The following is an 18715-nucleotide window of genomic DNA, read 5'->3' as shown; positions in this document are numbered from 1 at the left end:
TCAGGCTCCTTTTTCGGCTGACAGCGTCGCAAGCTGCTGTTTCAGGCTGGCCACTTCCGCTTCCAGCAGCGTTACCCGCTGCTCCAGTTCGCTGTTGTCGCTGGCAGATGGTGCAGAATCGGCAAAATCAAGCTCATTCACTTCGCCGCTAAACAGATGCATAAAACGGCTTTCGCGTTTGCCCGGCTCACGCGCCAGCCGCACCACAAATGGACCATCTTCACGGTTTTGCAGATTTTCCAGCGCCTGCTCCACTTCAGCCATCTCGCTAAACTCATGCATACGGCCACTGCGGGTACGTAATTCGCCCGGCGTTTGCGGTCCGCGCAGCAGCAGGCTGGTCACCAGCGCCACCTCGGCGCTGCTGAGTTTCAGGTTACCGAATGCTGAATTACAAAAACGCTGCTCATATTTCACCACCCGATTACCAAAGCCGCTCAGGGTACTGAGCTGATGCTTCCGCACCAGCAGATCGAGCGACTCCTGCACGGCGCTTTCACTCAGCGACATAACCGGATCACGGTTGGATTTTTGATTACAGGCGGAGACCACGCCATTGAGCGACATCGGATACTGGTCGGGAGTCGTAACCTGCTTCTCAAGCAGGCAGCCAACAACGCGCGCCTCGACAGGTGTGAAGATAATTCCCCTAAAACCTTTTGAAAACATAGAGTTGACTCTTTGAGTTAGTGTAATTATATCTGGTATAAAATCCATTATCACGGTATGTTTTACACCATGTTTTACCAATAATCGATGTAAAAAAGCCCCGCAAAAATGCGAGGCTAACTTTACTAAGTTCTCGGCAATTAAATCTCAACCTTTCACACAAAGCGTAAATACCGACTCAGCAATATGATTTTGTACACCAGGCTAATGGTTATATTTTTTTTCGTGACCATATAAAATACACAAAAACCGTCAACAATGCCGATAAAACAAATGAAATCATTAAATTAAAATAAATCAAGAAATCATAGATTTTCTCATCGCCATTAATGCCAAAAAACTTAGCAGCAGCGTATGTAAAATCAACAGGTACAATCACAGCAACAGATTTAATTATACAAAAAAACAGCCCCGCAAAAAAAAACATCAAGATAATTATTTTTTTCATTAGTATACCTTTATTGTTCCATAAGCTTTCAGCTGGCTACCGGGAATATTTAAATTAGCACCATCTCTCAAAAGTCTGTCTTTCATAATGCTATATTGCGCAGATGAGGCAAAGGTAATACAGCCTTCCGATATCCCAAGGGGGCCAATAGGGTGTAGTCGAAAGTTGCCACGTTTTATACCTTGTAGCCAGGTGTAATCGTCAATTTTCCCATCATCGCGATACAAACCAAACCACTCAGAACGATCTGTACCATAGACACGCTTCAGAAATGACTCTTTAATTGGGCCAAGCCTGCCCCCTACTGGTCTTTCAACAATGAAATACCGACCTCTTGGGATTGGGCCAATATCTGGCACGCCCATTTTATCAGGATTATTTCTGCCCTCCTTTTGACCAGTAAAAACCCGAAAACTTCCCAGCGAGGGGCAGTCTAACTGAGCAAATTCACGCCTGGTCAGCAAAAGACGGCAAGATAAAGCACTCATAACAATATCCATATAGTTAAGGGTTTCTTATGCTAACAAAATGAACCTGCCATTCAAAGTGCCGTTATCACAAAACCTCTTTTACTGTTGTCCGCGGCGATCCGGCGTCCAATCCTGGGTGGTTAAAGCGGTTAACACATGATCCTGCCAGCGACCGTCAATTAACAGGTAATCTTTGGCATAGCCCTCTTTCTCAAAACCGAGACGCTGCAACAGGCCGCCGCTGCGGGCATTGTGCGGCATATAGTTGGCCATAATGCGATGTATCCGTTGCTGTCGCTGCATATAGCGAATCGCCGCCTGCAACGCTTCAAACATCATGCCCTGCCCCTGCCATTTTTCCCCTAACGAATAGCCAAGATAGCAGGCATGGAAAGAGCCACGCAGTACATTGCTGAAGTTAGCCACGCCACGCACTTCAGTCTCTTCCGGATCCATAATAATGAAATAGAACGCGCTGCCTTGCTTATGCATATCGGCAATCAGACCCAGCCGCGCCTGCCAGCCGGAAGGATAGCAGTGACTTTCGTCACGAACCGGCTCCCAGGGTTTTAAAAAGGCACGGTTTTGTGCGTAATAATCAGCCAGCCGCCAGGCGTCACGTTCGTGGACAAGACGTACCACTAATCTGTCGGTTGTCAGGCGCACTTTCGGTGCAGCAGAACGATAGCCAAACATCTTCTCTCCTGAATTCCATCGCCGATAAAAGAAATTGATTGAACATCAGACGACGGCGTTTCCGGGCTACAACACCGGCGCCAGCGGCCATTTCGCGCCAACCAGCATTTACTATAACCGTCATCTCCTCTCTGGGTAAAACACCACATTACAGGCCGGCGCTTTTTCTGCCTGCGGCAGTCATAAAAGCGCACTTATTGCACCATGATGATAAAAAAATATCATACGGTATTTGCTGTGAAAACCAGCAACTTAGGAGGAAAATAGACCAACTGGAAGGTTTTCCCTCTCTCTTTATGCAGGAACAAGCATGTCTCGGGTCGCGCGGGCACGATGCCTCGGTAAATATTTTCTGTTATTAGACAACATGCTGGTGGTGTTGGGTTTTTTTGTCGTCTTTCCTTTGATCTCGATCCATTTTGTCGACCAGCTGGGCTGGGCCGCACTGCTGGTGGGGATTGCCCTTGGCCTGCGACAGCTGGTGCAGCAGGGACTCGGCATTTTTGGCGGTGCTATCGCCGACCGTTTTGGCGCGAAACCGATGATTATCACCGGTATGCTGCTGCGCGCCGCCGGTTTCTCCAGTATGGCGCTGGCCCATGATCCCTGGGTGCTGTGGCTCTCGTGTTTACTCTCAGGACTGGGCGGCACGCTGTTTGATCCGCCGCGCACCGCGCTGGTGGTTAAACTGATTCGGCCGCAACAGCGTGGGCGCTTTTTCTCGCTGCTGATGATGCAGGACAGCGCTGGTGCAGTGACTGGCGCGCTGATCGGCAGCTGGCTGCTGGCATATGATTTCCGTCTGGTGTGCTGGGCTGGCGCGGCAGTATTTGTGCTGGCGGCGCTGTTTAATGCGTTGCTGCTGCCGGCATGGCGTATCTCGACGGTACGCACCCCGATGCGTGAAGGCATGGCGCGGGTGCTGAAAGATCGGCGCTTTTGTATCTATGTACTGACGCTGACCGGTTACTATGCGCTGGCGGTACAGGTGATGCTGATGCTGCCGATTGTGGTCAATCAGATCGCCGGCGCGCCGCAGGCGGTGAAATGGATGTATGCAATAGAGGCAACGCTGTCGCTTACCTTGCTTTATCCGCTGGCGCGCTGGAGCGAAAAGCACTTTCGCCTGGAGCAGCGCCTGATGGCCGGATTGCTGATAATGACCTTGAGCCTGATCCCGGTCGGGCTGGCCAGCACCCTGCAGCAGGTATTTATGCTGATCTGCACATTCTATATCGGCTCAATTATTGCCGAACCGGCGCGTGAAACCCTGAGCGCGTCACTGGCGAACGCGCGTGCCCGCGGCAGCTATATGGGCTTCAGTCGCTTAGGTCTGGCGCTGGGTGGCGCGCTGGGCTACAGCGGCGGCGGCTGGATGTTTGATATCGGCCAGGATTTAGCCATGCCAGCACTGCCATGGTTACTGCTCGGCGTCATTGGTTTCATTACACTTATTGCGCTTTGGTGGCAGTTCAACCCTCGCAGCGTAGCGCCGGTGATCCTCAGCGGCAGTTAACCGTTGGTTTGCCCTCTCCCCTAATCTGACCCATACTTCTTTAATACATTCAAAACATTGCTGGCAGCATTAGCCGCCAGCGGTGCTTAAGGAGAAAGTCCGATGAAACTGTATATCTATGAACACTGCCCATTCTGCGTCAAAGCACGCATGATTTTCGGCCTGAAAAACTTACCAATCGAACTGGTGGTGATGCTCAACGATGATGAGGAGACGCCAAAGCGACTGATTGGTCAGAAGATGGCGCCAATCCTGCAGAAAGAAGATGGCAGCTGCATGCCGGAAAGCATGGACATCGTGTACTTTATCGATAAAAAAGATCGTGAACCGCTGCTGACCGGCCAGACCAATCCCGCCATCAGCACCTGGCTGCGCCACGTTAACGAATACGTTAATAAGCTGCTGTTGCCGCGCATGGCAAAAGCGCCTTTTGCTGAATTCGCCACTCCGCAGGCACGTAGTTATTTTAAAAATAAAAAAGAGGCCAGCATCGGCAGCTTTGATGAGCTGGAACAGCACTCCGCCGGACTGATTAAAAAGGTCAGCGATGATTTGCGCCAGCTGGATAAACTGATTGTGAAGCCCAATGCAGTAAATGGTGAGCTGTCGGAAGATGACATTCATCTGTTCCCGCTGTTGCGCTCGCTGTCACTGGTCGCCGGCATTGACTACCCGACGCGGGTTGCGGAGTACCGCGACAATATGGCCAAACAGACGCAGGTTAACCTGCTCTCATCTGTCGCTATCTGATTCCCTGCCTCCACAGCTGAATCTGACCGGTTCAGCTGTTCCCCCGCACATTTCCTTGCCCATTTCTTCACGGCTTTCGGTGAACTCCTGGTGACTCTGGCGCCCGGCTGGGGCAAGCTATGCACGAGTTTGCGTGATGACAAAAACCGAGGACAGTAATGAAAAAGGTATTTCCCGGGCTGATTGCCCTGATTTTCGTCGGCCTGCTTGCCGGCTGTAATCAATTGACGCAGTACAGCATCAGTGAGCAGGAAGTCAATGACGCCCTGCAAAAGCATAATAATTATGAGAAACAGATTGGCGTCGCCGGCCTGGCGGATGCGCATATCGTGCTGACCGATCTCAGCAGCCAGATAGGCCGTGAAGAACCGAATAAAGTTACCCTTACCGGCACGGCGAAAGTCGATATCACCTCACTATTTGGCCCACAAAAAGCAGATATGAAGCTGACGATGAAAGCCCAGCCAGTATTTGACCAGCAGCAGGGCGCGATCTTCCTGAAGGATTTGCAAATTGTTGATGCCCAGGTGCAGCCGGAAAAAATGCAGTCAGTACTGAAAACCCTGACGCCGTATCTGGATCAGTCGCTGAAAAGCTATTTTGATCAGAAACCGGCTTATGTGCTGAGCAGCGACCGCAGCAAAGCTGAGTCGCTGGCGAAGAAGTTTGCCAAAGGTTTAGAGGTCAAACCCGGCGAACTGGTGATCCCGTTTACCGACTAAGCTGCCGCCCTCGTGAGAACGGGGGCTTTTTTTAATCTGGCGTCATAAAGCAAGTGCAATCGGTTGCTTTTATCCCTATCCTTAGTACCCGGCTAAAACCACCCGATAAATTCCCTTCCAAGCCGGAGCATAACTGATGACTGCACAACCCCAGCAATTACTCATTCGCCGCCCTGACGACTGGCATATCCATCTGCGTGATGATGAGATGCTACAGGCCGTGCTGCCCTTTACCAGCGCGGTGTGCGGTCGCGCGATTGTTATGCCGAATCTGGTGCCGCCGGTCACCAGCGTCACCAGCGCTATTGCCTATCGCCAGCGTATTCTGGCAGCGCTGCCAGCCGGACATGATTTCCAGCCGCTGATGACCTGCTACCTGACCGACTCGCTGGACCCTGATGAAGTAGAAAAAGGTTTCGCCGAAGGGGTATTTACCGCCGCCAAACTCTACCCGGCGCACGCCACCACCAACTCCAGCCATGGCGTCACCAATATTGCCGCTATCGCGACAGTGCTGGAACGCATGCAGAAAATCGGCATGCCATTGCTGATCCACGGCGAAGTGACTGACGCCCATATCGATATTTTTGATCGAGAAGCGCGCTTTATCGAAAACGTGATGGATCCGCTGCGTCAGCAGTTCCCGGAGCTGAAAGTGGTGTTTGAACATATCACCACCAAAGAAGCCGCCGCCTATGTCAGCGAAGGGAATAACTACCTTGGCGCCACCATTACGCCGCAGCATCTGATGTTTAACCGTAACCATATGCTGGTGGGCGGCGTCCGTCCCCATCTCTACTGCCTGCCGATTCTGAAACGCAATGTGCATCAGGATGCGCTGCGCCAGGTTATCGCCAGCGGTAACCCGCGCTTTTTCCTCGGCACCGACACCGCGCCACACAGCCGTCAGCGTAAAGAAGCCAGCTGTGGCTGCGCCGGAGTGTTTAATGCGCCAACTGCGCTGCCAGCCTACGCCACCGTATTCGAAGAGATGAATGCGCTGCAACACCTGGAAGCTTTCTGCTCAGAAAACGGTCCGCGTTTCTATGGCCTGCCGCTGAATGAAGGTAAAATTAAACTGGTGCGTAAACCTTATACCGTTAGCGAAAACATCCCGCTTGGCGACGATACGCTGGTGCCTTTCCTTGCCGGTGAAACGCTGAACTGGTCAGTCGAACTCTGATTTCACGCCGGAAAGCGTCAACTTTTCCATTTTTATGTTGCTTCCGTTAACGCATAACTGTATAAATATACAGTATACTTATCGGAGGCTCTCATGCGTGTAGAAGTCACTGTTGCAAAAACCACTACCCTTCCCGCTGGTGCGCTTGAAGCGCTGACGCAGGAACTCACTAAACGTATCGATAAGCAGTTTCCGGAATCGGACAACCGCGTATCGGTGCGCTATGCCAGCGCGAATAATCTCAGCGTGCTGGGCAGCGGAAAAGAACAAAAAGATCTCATCAGCGATATTCTGCAAGAGACATGGGAAAGCGCAGACGACTGGTTTATCACCGATTAAACGGGCGCCATTAATGGCTTCCCTGCATGTGCAGGGCGGTTATTTATGCCGCCCGTGCTGCGAACTTTATGGATGAAGGGTTTATTGCCGGGTGTCGCCATCCGGTTTTTTTATTTTCTCTCGCCCCAACGCCCGCTTTACCGCGATTTATGCCATAACCCCCTCTGCAGTCAGCATAACCCTGCAATTTTGTTCATTTAGCACGCAAAACGCGGTGAGTTGTGCTGCATCCCCGCTGAGCGGGTATAGACTGTTATCTGATGATGGCATATTCTTGCGCCTGTCATGCTTTACAGGAGGTGTTACCCATGACTGCAGAGAAACCAGAAGAGGCGATGACCTTTGGTGAGTTGCTGGCGTTGATCAGCGATCAACAGCGCCGCTTATCGGTACTGGAAAATGCCTTTTCCTATCTGTCTTTTTGTCTGGACGAAAAATCGAACCAGTTGCTGATTCATAGTTTGCGTCTGGAAGCACAAAACCAGAACCATGATGAGGGAATGCAGCAGCATTTCGACCGCCTCGCCGGGGAGCTGGAAAAGCGCAACGGACTGGTAAAAGCCCAGCCGGACGCAACAGCCTGATAAAATTCTCCCGCAATGGCGGGAGTTTTTATTTCTTGTGCTGATAAACATAATTAACCCTTCCCGCTGAATATTTTCCGACCAACACTCATTTTACTATTTGCACACTTTTCACCCCATCAATGCTAAATAAGCTGTTATAATTAACTCGCTCTATGAAAAAAAAGCCGCATTGGAACCTCGATAAATCACTTCGTTTTCGCGAGTAATAAGGGGGTTATAATGGACAGAAACAAAGATGTAATCCAAACACATCCCCTGGTTGGATGGGATATCAGCACTGTAGACAGCTATGACGCCATGATGCTGCGTCTGCATTCGCTTTCATCGGGTGAGCAACCCGCCGATGAAGCTGAAGTGGGACAGACCTATTGGTTAACCACTGATGTTGCCAGACAGTTTATTTCCATTTTAGAAGCTGGCATCGCGAAGATAGAAGCAACTGAATACCAGGATCGTGATTACAAAAAGCATTAATTTTATGCTATGTATCCTTTGAGGCACCCAATGCGGGTGCCTTTTTATTGCCGCCAGGTTTTTGCTATTCTGATGAAATCGATTACAGCTGTAAGGAGTGCCGGATAGATGGTTTACGATTTAATCGTTGTGGGCAGTGGTTCCGTAGGCGCCGCCGCAGGTTTTTATGCCACGCAGGCGGGTCTGAAGGTATTGATGATCGACGGCGCACATCCGCCACATACGCAGGGCAGCCATCATGGTGAAAGCCGCTTAATCCGCCACGCTTACGGTGAAGGGGCGCGCTATGTGCCGCTGGTGCTGCGCGCGCAAAAACTGTGGGACCAGCTGGAAACACTGAGTGGCGAACGCATTATGCAGCGTAGCGGCGTGCTGAATCTTGCCCCGATGGCCTCTGAATTTATTAATAATGTGATCGACAGCGCCCGGGAATTTTCGCTGGATATTCAGGTATTGCAGGCAGATGAAGTCCGCAAACGCTGGCCGCTGTTTACCGTACCGGACGGCTACCTCGGCGTATTTGAACCGCATTCCGGTTACCTGAAGTCTGAAGTGGCGGTTCGCAGCTGGATAGCGCTGGCGGAAAAAGCAGGATGTGCGCAGTTGTTTAACTGTGCGGTGCATAGCATTGAAAAAGAAGGCGGTTTTGATATCGTCAATACCGCTGATGGCCGTTTCCGCGGACGCAAAATGCTGATCAGCGCCGGAACCTGGGTTAAAGCGCTGTGTCCGGAACTGCCGGTAACACCGGTACGTAAAGTGTTCTCCTGGCATCAGGCCGATGGCCGTTATAGTGAAAACAATAAGTTTCCGGCCTTTACCGTTGAAATGAGCGATGGCCTGCAATACTACGGCTTTCCTGCCGATAACAATGCGCTAAAGGTGGGTAAACATCAGGGCGGACAAGCGATTGACCGTCCCGAACAGCGCCTGCCGTTTGGCAGCTGTGCGGAAGATGGTAGTGAAGTATTTAATTTTATGCGCAGTTTCCTGCCGGGCGTTGGCGTCTGCCTGCATGGCGCCGCCTGCACTTATGATAACTCGCCGGATGAAGATTTTATTATTGATACCCTGCCCGGTCAGCCCACCCGGTTAGTGATTAGCGGATTAAGTGGCCATGGATTTAAATTTGCCAGCGTTTTAGGGGAAATTGCCGCACAGTTTGCTTGTGGCAAGCCATCTGAATTCGATTTAACGCCTTTTGCCCTATCGCGTTTTAAATAATATTCCCCTCAGGCTATTTTACGGGTTTAGGCACAATAAAATTGTGGTTTAAACCCTCAGGCAGGTGATAATTCCACGGATAATATTTCCCTGACTAAACCATAAGCCGACTGTGCGCGAATTGCTGCACAAACAATAAGACGGTAATTAATTATCATTTCATCCCTCGCCCAGGTTTATTGATTAATAATGCCGCCTGCCTTCGGGCTGGCGGCATTATTACCGCTATGACTTCGTGACCGCGGCCGCTTCTTTCTCTTTCTGCCGACGACGCTTAAGTTTGTTAATCAGGCTATGCGCTTCCGCTGCCGAACCGACCGCCGGAGCAGAACCATGCAGCGGTTTACTGGCGGTTTCCCGCATAAAGAATACGGTGATCAGGCCAATCACCGCCGCGCCCATCAGATAGTAAGCCGGCATCATCAGGTTATGTGAACGCTCTACCAGCCAGGTGGTGATCAGTGGCGTGGTGCCGCCAAACAGCGAGACCGACAGGTTAAAACCAATCGCCAGTGCGCTGTAACGGATATCCGTGGCAAACAGCGCCGGCAGCGCGGAAGGCATGGTGCCGCTAAAGCAGGTATGCACCACACCCAGAATCAGCAAGCCAAGGAACACCAGCACCAGATTACCGGTACCGATCAGCATCAGACACGGGATCGCCAGCACCAGAATACCAATCGCCCCCATTGCAATCACCGGACGATGGCCGAGACGGTCATTCCAGTGGCCGGAGAACAGCGTCAGCGGCATCATCACAAACATCACCACCATAATCAGCATCAGGCCACTGAGTTCGCTCAGGCCAAGGATACCGGTCAGGTAGCTGGGCATATAGGACGTCAGCATATAGTTGGATACGTTAAACAGCAGCACCAGACCAATACACTTCAGCATCTGGCCGCGATACTTTTTCAGCATCTGCCAGATACCCATTTGCGGCTTGCTGTGCTCCAGCTGTTCCTGTTTTTCCATATGCTTCTGGAACGCGGGAGTCTCTTCCAGTTTCAGACGGATATAGAGGCCAAACAGACCCAGTGGTGCGGCAATAAAGAACGGAATACGCCAGCCCCAGTTAAGCAGATCCTCGGTCGACATCGCCGCCGTCAGGCCGGTGACCAGGCCAGCGCCAAGCAGATAGCCGCCAAGCGTACCGAACTCCAGCCAGCTGCCCATAAAACCACGCCGCTTATCAGTGGAATACTCTGCGATAAAGGTTGCCGCCCCGCCGTACTCACCGCCAGTCGAGAAGCCCTGCAACAGACGTGCCGCCAGCAGCAGCACCGGCGCCATAATGCCGATGGTGGCATAGCCGGGAATAATGCCGATACAGAAGGTGCCAATCGACATCATAATCATGGTGATCGCCAGCACTTTCTGACGGCCGATACGGTCACCGAGCGGTCCAAATACCAGTCCACCAATCGGTCGCACCAGGAAGGCGGCCGCAAAGGCGCCAAAGGTCGCCAGCAGCTGTGCAGCCGGGCTGCCACCGGGGAAGAAGACTTTACCCAGTGTCACGGCGAGAAAGCTGTACACGCCGAAATCGAACCACTCCATGGCGTTACCCAGTGCTGCGGCACCCACGGCGCGCTTCAGCATATCCTTGTCAACGATAGTGATATCGTCATAGGTAAGCTCTTTTTTGCCTTTTTTGTTCCAGAAATGCTTCTTCTGGCCATCTTTAGCTGATGAATCGTTCATATCGTTCTCTCAAAGATAACGTGACCAATTTCACAGCATCATAGCTTTCGTCGCCTGTCGCGATGAACTGGGTAAGCTAAGGGGAAGAAAGCTATAACGCAGCGGTGATATGCAGATTCTTTATGCTGAACACATAAAGTGAGTTTGATTTACATTTCTTTAATTTATACAAAATAGGGGATTTTTTCAAATTTCTGGCGTCATTCGCTGGATATTTACACAATCACAGCCAATCTACCCTCCCCCCACTGAGGGTGAAAACAGAGTGTGAAATTTACATTAAATAACACTCCGCTGACATTAACTGAATGTTCATTCAAATATTTAGAAATAAGTAATAATCAAAGAGACTGCTCATAAGGCATCTCACAGCGTAACGCTAAGCTTACTAACGGAAACCAGGACAGCAGTTTTACGATAATTCTGAACTCAACAACGGCTTGTTATTCAAATTAAATCAACAAGATTAGCTAATTTGTTCCTGCGGTAAACAAACTGTTGATTTTTGATTTCCAGTTGTTCAGTCTCGTTGCTAATTGTGAATTTTGGGAAGCTGAATCATGCCATTCAGAAATACGCCGACCCGCTTTGGCTGGCTCTCGATTACCTTGCACTGGCTGGTGGCGCTGGCCGTTTACGGCATGTTTGCGCTGGGGCTGTGGATGGTTACGCTCGGCTACTACGACAACTGGTACCACCAGGCGCCGGAACTGCATAAAAGCATCGGTATGGTGCTGTTTGCAGTGATGATTTTGCGGCTAATCTGGCGTTTTGTCTCGCCACCCCCCAAACCCCTTAGCAGCTACTCGCGTCTGGTGCGTATCAGCGCCATCGCCGCACACTTGCTGCTTTATCTGCTGCTGTTCGCCATTCTGTTTACCGGCTACCTGATCTCTACCGCCGAGGGCAAACCGATTGAGGTGTTCGGTTTGATCGCCGTGCCGGCAACCTTCGCCGGGAATGCGCAGCAGGCGGATCTGGCTGGCGATATTCATCTTTATCTGGCATGGAGCGTGGTGATTATCTCCGTACTTCATGGCCTTGCTGCACTGAAACACCACTTTATCGACCGTGATATCACATTGAAACGGATGCTGGGTCATCGCATCGATTAACCTTTGTAAATGGAGAACTACCATGTTGAAGAAGAGCATAGCAGGATTAGCGGCGGCACTGATTTTAAGTACCGGTACCGCCGTCGCGGCTGACTACAAAATTGATAAACAGGGTCAGCATGCTTTTGTCCAGTTCCGCATTCAGCATCTGGGTTACAGCTGGCTGTACGGCACCTTTAAGGACTTTGACGGCGCTTTCACTTTTGATGAAGCCAATCCGGCTGCCGATAAAGTGAATGTCACCATCAATACCAACAGCGTCGATACCAACCACGCCGAGCGTGACAAGCATCTGCGTAGCGCAGAATTCCTTAATGTGGCGAAATTCCCGCAGGCGACTTTTGTCTCTACCGGCGTGAAAAAAGAGGGCGATGAGCTGGATATTACCGGCAATCTGACGCTGAATGGTGTGACCAAACCGGTAACGCTGGAAGCGAAACTGATGGGTCAGGGTAAAGATCCATGGGGTGGCGTGCGTGCAGGTTTTGAAGCGGAAGGCAAGATTGCGTTAAAAGACTTTAATATCACTACCGACCTGGGTCCGGCTTCACAGGAAGTTCAGCTGATGATCTCCGTCGAAGGTATTCGCCAGTAATCGGCTTCTGCTAACTACGGGCGGCAAAAACGCCGCCCCTGCAGAATATCTGACACACTGTAGGGGAGCCGTTATCGGCTCCCGTTCAAACGCCCCCCCTATTCCGGTGAAGGAATTTTCAGGGTGGTGTTTAATGCGCCACGAGACTTATTAAATATCTTATTGCCGTTTTCGCGTCCGGCACGACGCGCGCGCTGCTCTTCCGGCGACAGCGCCAGCTCTTCCATACAGATCGGACTACAACAATCTTTAAACTTCTCAGCACAGCTCGGGCACTGAATAAACAGCAGATGACAGCCGTCATTTTTACAATTGACGTGCGTATCACAGGCCGCGCCGCACTGATGGCAATGCGCAATCACATCGTCGGAAATACGCTCACCCATTCGCTCATCAAAGACAAAGTTTTTACCTTTAAACCGTACCGGTAAACCCTGCTCACGCGCACGACGGGCATACTCAATAATGCCGCCTTCAATATGATAAACATTTTCAAAGCCGTTATGCCGCATCCAGGCGCTGGCTTTCTCACAACGGATCCCGCCGGTGCAGTACATGACGATTTTTTTATCTTTTTCGCTCTGCAACATATCCACCGCCATCGGCAGCTGATCGCGGAACGTATCGGCCGGAATCTCCAGCGCCTGGTCGAAATGGCCCACTTCATATTCATAGTGGTTACGCATATCGACAAACAGTGCATCGGGATCGTCAAGCATGGCGTTGACTTCCGCCGCTTTCAGATAAGCGCCAACATCACTGGCATCAAAACTGTCATCCGTAATCCCGTCCGCCACAATCCGATCGCGCACTTTCAGACGCAGCACCCAGAAGGATTTACCGTCATCGTCGAGGGCGATATTCATCCGCAGATTGTTCAGCGCCGGATCAAAGGCATACAGCATCTCTTTCATTTGCGGGTAAAGACTTTGCGGCACACTGATTTGCGCGTTAATCCCTTCCGCAGCAACGTAGACGCGGCCAAATACTTTCAGGCGGGTAAATGCCAGATAAAGCGCATCACGGAACGCTTTTGCATCGGCAATATGGAAATATTTATAAAAAGAGACTGTGGTGCGCGGTTCGCTTTCGGCCAGCATGCGCGCCTTCAGCTCTTCATTGGAAACGAGGTTATGTAACACTGGCATGGTGTACGTTCCTGTAAGCAACAGAGAGAAATTTTAGCGGCGATATCATACCTGATTCAGCGCAAATTGCTAACGCCCGGCGGACTTTGTTACCTGGCGCAACAGTGGCTATCCTTTCACCACCGCACTTCCTGACTTGACCGGCAATCACTTAGCGTGCTTACTTTCACTAACGTGAATAAGATGGAGAAACCTGATGAGTCTGCTGTTTACCCCGATGAAAATAGGCCAGTTAGCGCTGGAGAACCGCATCGTGATTGCACCGATGTGCCAGTATTCTGCTGAACAGGGCAACGCGACCGCCTGGCACCGTATCCATTTAGGTCACCTCGCGCTATCGGGCGCCGGGCTGTTGATTCTGGAAGCGGCCGCGGTCGAAGCTGCGGGGCGTATTACCGCGCAGGATTTGGGGTTGTGGGACGATGCTACCGAGCAGGCGCTGGCGGCAGTGATTGAGGATGTAAAAAAATACAGCGCGATGCCGATCGGCATTCAGCTCGGTCATGCCGGGCGTAAGGCTTCGACTGAGGTTCCATGGCGTGGCGGTCACTTTGTGCCTGCCGATCAGGGCGGCTGGCAAACCCACGCCCCCTCAGCGCTTCCATTTAACAGCAGCGATAATCCGCCTGAAGCGCTCTCGCAAAGCGGTATCGCTGCGGTGAAACAGGCTTTTATCGACAGCGCCATCCGCGCTGACCGCCTTGGACTGGATCTGATTGAGATCCACGCGGCGCATGGATATCTGTTGCATCAGTTCCTGTCACCGCTCGCTAACCAGCGCGATGACAACTATGGTGGTTCACTGGAAAACCGTATGCGCATCGTGCTGGAGATTTTCCACGAGGTTCGCCAGGTCTTACCGGCCCACAAAGCGGTGGGCGTGCGTATTTCCGCCACGGACTGGGTGGATGGCGGCTGGGATTTGCCGCAGTCGATTGCGCTGAGTAAAGCACTGGAGGCGCTGGGTTGTGACTATATCCATGTTTCCAGCGGCGGATTGTCACCACAGCAAAAAATCAGCATCGGTGCGGGCTATCAGGTACCTTTTGCGCAGGCTATTAAACAACAGGTGGCGATACCGGTGATTGCCGTCGGTCTGATTACCCAGCCAGAACAGGCCGAGGCGATATTGCAGGAGGGCCAGGCCGACGCTATCGCGCTGGCGCGCGCCATGCTCTATGATCCACGCTGGCCATGGCATGCCGCCGCGCAGCTTGGCGCCAAAGTCAGCGCGCCGCCACAATACTGGCGTTCCGAGCCGCATGAAGTTAAAGGATTGTTTAAGTCATAACCACTCTGCCTGCGATATCTTCTCGCAGGCAATTTCTCCCGCCGATCAGCCCTGTTTTTGACCACAAAGCTTACATTAATAGCCACTTATTTCAGTTGGTCGCCAATAAATGGCACAATAGGCCATAATCAACGGAATCGATGAACGTCATAATAGTGGTTCATAAAATTTAAGCTGGAAGAATATGACTCAGTTGCCACACTTTTCTCGCGAATTATTACATCCTCGTTACTGGTTAATGTGGTTCGGCGTGGGATGGCTGTATTTAATCGTCTTACTGCCCTACCCGGTGCTGTACTATCTCGGCTGCGGCCTGGGACGCTTATCGATGCGTTTTCTTAAACAACGCGTTTATGTCGCGCGCCGTAATCTGGAACTGAGTTTTCCTGCCATGCCGAACGCGGAGCGCGAAGCAATGGTCGTGCGCAACTTTGAATCCGTCGGCATGGGGTTGCTGGAGACCGGTATGGCGTGGTTCTGGCCAGACTGGCGCATTAAACGCTGGTTTGCCGTCAGCGGTCTGGAACATATCGCCCATGCGCAGCAAAAAAACAAAGGGGTGCTGTTAATCGGCATGCACTTTCTGACGCTGGAGCTGGGCGCGCGTATTTTTGGCATCCATAATCCGGGTATTGGCGTTTACCGACCTAACAACAATAAATTGATCGACTGGCTGCAAACCTGGGGACGTATGCGTTCCAATAAAGGCATGCTGGATCGCCGCGATCTGAAAGGGATGATCCGCGCACTGAAAAATGGCGATATTATCTGGTATGCGCCCGATCACGACTATGGCCCGCGCAGCAGCGTGTTTGTGCCGTTTTTCGGCGTGGATAAAGCGGCCACCACCAAAGGCAGCTATCTGCTGATCCGCAGCGGTAAACCGGCGGTGATCCCGTTTGTGCCGCGTCGTTTGCCGCACGGCAAAGGTTATGAGCTGATCATTTTACCGGACGTAACCGATATGCCACTGGAAGATGAAGCTGCCACCGCCGCACGCATGAATCAGGTAGTAGAAGAAGGGGTGCTGATGGCGCCGGAGCAATATATGTGGCTCCATCGCCGCTTTAAAACGCGCCCGGAAGGGGAAGCGCCACTTTATTAGTAGGGGAGCCGTTATCGGCTCCCACCCGCACAAATGCCGCCAGGCAAATTTGTTAACATAAAAATAACAGTTGTATCTAACCGCCTGAACGCTAATATGATTATCTTGCTAACTATTTAGCCATCCTGAGGGAAGACAGGTCTATGTCTGCGGACGAAGTACCGATTAACTGGAAGCGCAATCTGTATGTTGCCTGGCTGGGATGTTTTCTGACCGGCATGGCGTTTAGTCTGGTTATGCCCTTTCTTCCCCTGTATGTCGAGCTGCTTGGCGTCACCGACCCGCAACAACTTAATATGTGGTCGGGCCTGGTCTTCAGTATCACGTTTCTGTTTTCGGCGATTGCCTCACCTTTCTGGGGCGGGCTGGCCGATCGTAAAGGACGCAAAATCATGCTGCTGCGCTCAGCGCTTGGCATGTCGGTGGTGATGATACTGATGGGACTGGCCACTAATATCTGGCAGTTTCTGGCGCTGCGTGCGGTGCTGGGGCTGCTCGGTGGTTTTGTGCCAAACGCCAATGCGCTGATTGCCACCCAGGTGCCACGCAATAAGAGCGGCTGGGCGCTGGGCACCCTGTCGACCGGTGCGGTGAGCGGCGCGCTGATCGGGCCACTGATTGGCGGCCTGCTGGCGGATAATTTTGGCTTACGTCCGGTATTTTATATTACTGCTGGCCTGCTGTTTCTCTGCTTTATTATCACCCAGTACTGCATCCGCGAATCCTTTACCCCGGTACAGAAAAAGGATTTACTGCACCTGCGTCAGGTATTTTCCTCGCTAAAAAATCCCCGTCTGGTACTGGCGCTGTTTATCACCACCATGATTATCCAGGTCGCCACCGGCTCGATCGCGCCGATTCTGACGCTCTATGTGCGTGAACTGGCCGGACATACTCAGAATCTGGCATTTATCAGTGGACTGATTGCGTCGGTTCCCGGCGTGGCGGCACTGATAAGCGCCCCGCGGCTGGGGCAGCTGGGCGACCGTATCGGTCCGGAGCGGATTCTGATTTTTATGCTGATCGTTTCAGTGCTGATTTTAATCCCGATGTCATTTGTGCAGTCACCGTTACAGCTGGGCATATTGCGTTTTATGCTCGGCGCAGCGGACGGCGCGCTGCTCCCCGCAGTGCAAACCCTGCTGATCTATAACTCCAGCAACCAGATTGCCGGCAGGATCTTCAGTTATAACCAGTCTTTTCGTGATATCGGCAATGTCAGCGGCCCGCTGATGGGTGCAGCCGTCTCCGCCAGCTGGGGATTTCGCGCGGTATTTCTGGTTACCGCCGCGGTGGTACTGTTTAACGCAATTTACTCATGGGTGATCTGGCGTCAGCGCCGCAGACCGGGCGCGCCATAGCACACGGCGCCGGGGGCAGACCGCCCCCTGGAACTATTTCAGGATAATCACCTTGTCATAGCTGCCGCTTTCGCTGTCGATATGGGTGATAGCATCAAGGTGTTCAGCCAGTACCTGCTCAACGATTTTCTTAAAATGCTCACAACCTGTCCCCTGCTTGCGGGTAATGGTCACGGTTGACTGAGTCTCTTCAACATGGTGGTAAGCAGATTCCTTCATATAGTCCATCGTTAATACCCTCAACAATTTTGTTTAATAATAATATCATCACTTATTGTATGGGAAGATCGCTTAGGTAAAAATCCGAAAGTGCAATAGTATCAGTTGATTAAGCAGCTCATGGCTGCTGCGGGTCGCGCAGGCAGCTGATGCGTGACCGCGCCAGTACCGGGCAACGACCCGTCATAACCTGTAAGAAAAAATGACTGATAACGCACTGATCGATCAACACTAATTTTTTTACCTCGCCGCCTTTTACCTTGGCAATCTTCGACTATCCTTGTCTAAAAACAACGTTTCTCAGGTAAGGAGTGAAGTATGTCATTGTTCTCAACACTGGAAGAGGCTATCGAAAACGCGCGTGAAGTGTATCTGGCGGATAACCCGGACATCAGTGAAGACGAAGCGGCGGTAAGCCAGTTCAATCTGCAAAAGTATGTGATGCGCGATGGCGATATTATGTGGCAGGCTGAGTTTTTCACCGATGAAGGCGATAGCGGTGAATGCCTGCCGGTCAGTAGCGGCGAAGCGGCGCAGGCGATTTTTGATGGCGATTTTGATGAGATTGAATTGCGTCAGGAGTGGCAGTCAGAAAACACGCTGCATGAATGGGATGAAGGTGAATTCCAGCTGGAGCCGCCACTGGACAGCGAAGAAGGTCAGGCCGCTGCCGATGAGTGGGAAGATGATAACACTGACTCCGATAACCAGTATGGTGCTGACGAGCGTTAATTACTCGTATGGCCCATGATTGATATCCACCGGCAACAGCAGCGTATCGACCACCAGCGAAAGCGGCAGGTCGATAATCGTCAGAAAGCGCCATGGGGTGTCACGCACATCCCATTGCACGCCAGGATAGTACTGATTACCATGCCCCTGCCCTGATACTGTTCTGCTGATAATACTGCCGCAGCCGGTTAAACAGAGCATACAGCCAGCAAGCAGCAGCAGTCGGCCAGATTTAGCGATCATTTTATTCTCGTATGATAAATGGGCGCTTATTCTAATGCGCATTGAGCATCAACGTCCGGTGTGATATGCAAATTATCTGTAAATTAAGCGTAAAACAAAAAAGGCGGCATTTCTGCCGCCTTTC

General features: G+C 51.6%; 22 protein-coding genes. 14 read left to right on the top strand and 8 right to left on the bottom strand.

All coding sequences use genetic code 11. From position 1 onward, the window contains the following. The 4 genes from J2125_RS20975 to rimJ form a co-directional block, all read right to left on the bottom strand. Entirely contained in the window at positions 1–669 is a 669-nt protein-coding gene (locus tag J2125_RS20975) for a DUF480 domain-containing protein (protein WP_051050831.1), read from the bottom strand. A 211-nt stretch (positions 670–880) separates the two neighbouring features. Beyond that, complete coding sequence (locus J2125_RS20970) at positions 881–1117, bottom strand: hypothetical protein (protein WP_017801853.1); 237 nt, start codon at positions 1115–1117, stop codon at positions 881–883. Further along, positions 1117–1617 carry a DUF2778 domain-containing protein gene (locus J2125_RS20965; protein WP_241763960.1) on the bottom strand — a complete coding sequence of 167 codons (501 nt, stop codon included), beginning with the start codon at positions 1615–1617 and terminating at the stop codon, positions 1117–1119. Before J2125_RS20965 ends, J2125_RS20970 begins: the two co-directional genes overlap by 1 nt. A gap of 69 nt (positions 1618–1686) precedes the next feature. After that, on the bottom strand, positions 1687–2283 hold the full coding sequence (rimJ, locus tag J2125_RS20960; protein ID WP_017801851.1) for a ribosomal protein S5-alanine N-acetyltransferase: 597 nt from the start codon (positions 2281–2283) through the stop codon (positions 1687–1689). 310 nt (positions 2284–2593) lie between these two features. Between rimJ and mdtH the strand changes: the two genes are divergently transcribed. The 8 genes from mdtH to solA all read left to right on the top strand — a co-directional run bounded on the left by mdtH (position 2594) and on the right by solA (position 9078). Continuing rightward, positions 2594–3799 (top strand): multidrug efflux MFS transporter MdtH, encoded by a 1206-nt coding sequence (gene mdtH / locus J2125_RS20955; protein ID WP_017801850.1) that lies wholly within the window; start codon positions 2594–2596, stop codon positions 3797–3799. Positions 3800–3901: 102 nt separating this feature from the next. Next, positions 3902–4549, top strand: coding sequence for a glutaredoxin 2 (grxB, locus tag J2125_RS20950; RefSeq protein ID WP_017801849.1), 648 nt, complete (start codon positions 3902–3904; stop codon positions 4547–4549). A 158-nt stretch (positions 4550–4707) separates the two neighbouring features. After that, complete coding sequence (locus J2125_RS20945; RefSeq protein ID WP_017801848.1) at positions 4708–5271, top strand: lipoprotein; 564 nt, start codon at positions 4708–4710, stop codon at positions 5269–5271. Positions 5272–5407: 136 nt separating this feature from the next. Further along, a complete protein-coding gene (gene pyrC, locus J2125_RS20940) occupies positions 5408–6454 on the top strand; it encodes a dihydroorotase (RefSeq protein WP_017801847.1) in 1047 nt (348 codons plus the stop codon). A gap of 93 nt (positions 6455–6547) precedes the next feature. Continuing rightward, positions 6548–6793, top strand: a complete 246-nt coding sequence (gene dinI / locus J2125_RS20935; protein ID WP_017801846.1) for a DNA damage-inducible protein I — start codon at positions 6548–6550, stop codon at positions 6791–6793. Positions 6794–7101: 308 nt separating this feature from the next. Then, positions 7102–7377 (top strand): hypothetical protein, encoded by a 276-nt coding sequence (locus J2125_RS20930; protein ID WP_017801845.1) that lies wholly within the window; start codon positions 7102–7104, stop codon positions 7375–7377. Positions 7378–7599: 222 nt separating this feature from the next. After that, a complete protein-coding gene (gene bssS, locus J2125_RS20925; RefSeq protein ID WP_017801844.1) occupies positions 7600–7854 on the top strand; it encodes a biofilm formation regulator BssS in 255 nt (84 codons plus the stop codon). A 108-nt stretch (positions 7855–7962) separates the two neighbouring features. After that, positions 7963–9078 carry an N-methyl-L-tryptophan oxidase gene (gene solA / locus J2125_RS20920; RefSeq protein ID WP_017801843.1) on the top strand — a complete coding sequence of 372 codons (1116 nt, stop codon included), beginning with the start codon at positions 7963–7965 and terminating at the stop codon, positions 9076–9078. Between the two features lie 225 nt (positions 9079–9303). Here the strand turns inward: solA and proP are convergent, their stop codons facing one another. After that, entirely contained in the window at positions 9304–10782 is a 1479-nt protein-coding gene (proP, locus tag J2125_RS20915; RefSeq protein WP_017801842.1) for a glycine betaine/L-proline transporter ProP, read from the bottom strand. 560 nt (positions 10783–11342) lie between these two features. Here proP and J2125_RS20910 point away from each other — a divergent pair. Next, complete coding sequence (locus tag J2125_RS20910) at positions 11343–11897, top strand: cytochrome b (protein WP_017801841.1); 555 nt, start codon at positions 11343–11345, stop codon at positions 11895–11897. Between the two features lie 25 nt (positions 11898–11922). Then, a complete protein-coding gene (locus J2125_RS20905) occupies positions 11923–12492 on the top strand; it encodes a YceI family protein (protein WP_026111799.1) in 570 nt (189 codons plus the stop codon). 98 nt (positions 12493–12590) lie between these two features. Here J2125_RS20905 and trhO read toward each other — a convergent pair whose 3' ends face one another. After that, a complete protein-coding gene (gene trhO, locus J2125_RS20900; protein ID WP_209499536.1) occupies positions 12591–13640 on the bottom strand; it encodes an oxygen-dependent tRNA uridine(34) hydroxylase TrhO in 1050 nt (349 codons plus the stop codon). Positions 13641–13836: 196 nt separating this feature from the next. On the opposite strand from trhO, the gene J2125_RS20895 reads away from it, so the two are divergent. The 3 genes from J2125_RS20895 to mdtG all read left to right on the top strand — a co-directional run bounded on the left by J2125_RS20895 (position 13837) and on the right by mdtG (position 17397). Further along, on the top strand, positions 13837–14931 hold the full coding sequence (locus J2125_RS20895; RefSeq protein ID WP_017801838.1) for an NADH:flavin oxidoreductase/NADH oxidase: 1095 nt from the start codon (positions 13837–13839) through the stop codon (positions 14929–14931). Between the two features lie 184 nt (positions 14932–15115). Next, a complete protein-coding gene (locus tag J2125_RS20890) occupies positions 15116–16036 on the top strand; it encodes a Kdo(2)-lipid IV(A) acyltransferase (RefSeq protein ID WP_017801837.1) in 921 nt (306 codons plus the stop codon). A gap of 143 nt (positions 16037–16179) precedes the next feature. Continuing rightward, entirely contained in the window at positions 16180–17397 is a 1218-nt protein-coding gene (mdtG, locus tag J2125_RS20885; protein ID WP_017801836.1) for a multidrug efflux MFS transporter MdtG, read from the top strand. A 33-nt stretch (positions 17398–17430) separates the two neighbouring features. Here the strand turns inward: mdtG and J2125_RS20880 are convergent, their stop codons facing one another. Further along, a complete protein-coding gene (locus J2125_RS20880; RefSeq protein WP_017801835.1) occupies positions 17431–17625 on the bottom strand; it encodes a hypothetical protein in 195 nt (64 codons plus the stop codon). Positions 17626–17934: 309 nt separating this feature from the next. Here J2125_RS20880 and J2125_RS20875 point away from each other — a divergent pair, with 309 nt between their 5' ends. Next, positions 17935–18348: a MysB family protein gene (locus J2125_RS20875; RefSeq protein ID WP_017801834.1), complete on the top strand. Its 414-nt coding sequence runs from the start codon at positions 17935–17937 to the stop codon at positions 18346–18348. On the opposite strand, the gene J2125_RS20870 is transcribed toward J2125_RS20875, so the two are convergent. After that, positions 18349–18591, bottom strand: coding sequence for a YceK/YidQ family lipoprotein (locus tag J2125_RS20870; protein WP_017801833.1), 243 nt, complete (start codon positions 18589–18591; stop codon positions 18349–18351). Between the last annotated feature and the right edge of the window lie 124 nt (positions 18592–18715).

Source organism: Winslowiella toletana, assembly GCF_017875465.1.
Classification (GTDB): domain Bacteria; phylum Pseudomonadota; class Gammaproteobacteria; order Enterobacterales; family Enterobacteriaceae; genus Erwinia; species Erwinia toletana.
This window is presented reverse-complemented; position numbering and strand designations above follow the sequence as displayed.

Bases quoted from the DNA above. Each gene is read 5' to 3' on its own strand.
- J2125_RS20875 (WP_017801834.1), top strand. From the start codon at position 17,935: ATGTCATTGTTCTCAACACTGGAAGAGGCTATCGAAAACGCGCGTGAA.
- mdtH (WP_017801850.1), top strand. From the start codon at position 2,594: ATGTCTCGGGTCGCGCGGGCACGATGCCTCGGTAAATATTTTCTGTTA.
- grxB (WP_017801849.1), top strand. From the start codon at position 3,902: ATGAAACTGTATATCTATGAACACTGCCCATTCTGCGTCAAAGCACGC.
- J2125_RS20880 (WP_017801835.1), bottom strand. From the start codon at position 17,625: ATGGACTATATGAAGGAATCTGCTTACCACCATGTTGAAGAGACTCAG.
- J2125_RS20890 (WP_017801837.1), top strand. From the start codon at position 15,116: ATGACTCAGTTGCCACACTTTTCTCGCGAATTATTACATCCTCGTTAC.
- J2125_RS20970 (WP_017801853.1), bottom strand. From the start codon at position 1,117: ATGAAAAAAATAATTATCTTGATGTTTTTTTTTGCGGGGCTGTTTTTT.
- J2125_RS20975 (WP_051050831.1), bottom strand. From the start codon at position 669: ATGTTTTCAAAAGGTTTTAGGGGAATTATCTTCACACCTGTCGAGGCG.
- J2125_RS20910 (WP_017801841.1), top strand. From the start codon at position 11,343: ATGCCATTCAGAAATACGCCGACCCGCTTTGGCTGGCTCTCGATTACC.
- dinI (WP_017801846.1), top strand. From the start codon at position 6,548: ATGCGTGTAGAAGTCACTGTTGCAAAAACCACTACCCTTCCCGCTGGT.
- J2125_RS20870 (WP_017801833.1), bottom strand. From the start codon at position 18,591: ATGATCGCTAAATCTGGCCGACTGCTGCTGCTTGCTGGCTGTATGCTC.
- bssS (WP_017801844.1), top strand. From the start codon at position 7,600: ATGGACAGAAACAAAGATGTAATCCAAACACATCCCCTGGTTGGATGG.
- rimJ (WP_017801851.1), bottom strand. From the start codon at position 2,283: ATGTTTGGCTATCGTTCTGCTGCACCGAAAGTGCGCCTGACAACCGAC.
- mdtG (WP_017801836.1), top strand. From the start codon at position 16,180: ATGTCTGCGGACGAAGTACCGATTAACTGGAAGCGCAATCTGTATGTT.
- J2125_RS20895 (WP_017801838.1), top strand. From the start codon at position 13,837: ATGAGTCTGCTGTTTACCCCGATGAAAATAGGCCAGTTAGCGCTGGAG.
- J2125_RS20965 (WP_241763960.1), bottom strand. From the start codon at position 1,617: ATGGATATTGTTATGAGTGCTTTATCTTGCCGTCTTTTGCTGACCAGG.
- trhO (WP_209499536.1), bottom strand. From the start codon at position 13,640: ATGCCAGTGTTACATAACCTCGTTTCCAATGAAGAGCTGAAGGCGCGC.
- pyrC (WP_017801847.1), top strand. From the start codon at position 5,408: ATGACTGCACAACCCCAGCAATTACTCATTCGCCGCCCTGACGACTGG.
- J2125_RS20945 (WP_017801848.1), top strand. From the start codon at position 4,708: ATGAAAAAGGTATTTCCCGGGCTGATTGCCCTGATTTTCGTCGGCCTG.
- J2125_RS20930 (WP_017801845.1), top strand. From the start codon at position 7,102: ATGACTGCAGAGAAACCAGAAGAGGCGATGACCTTTGGTGAGTTGCTG.
- solA (WP_017801843.1), top strand. From the start codon at position 7,963: ATGGTTTACGATTTAATCGTTGTGGGCAGTGGTTCCGTAGGCGCCGCC.
- proP (WP_017801842.1), bottom strand. From the start codon at position 10,782: ATGAACGATTCATCAGCTAAAGATGGCCAGAAGAAGCATTTCTGGAAC.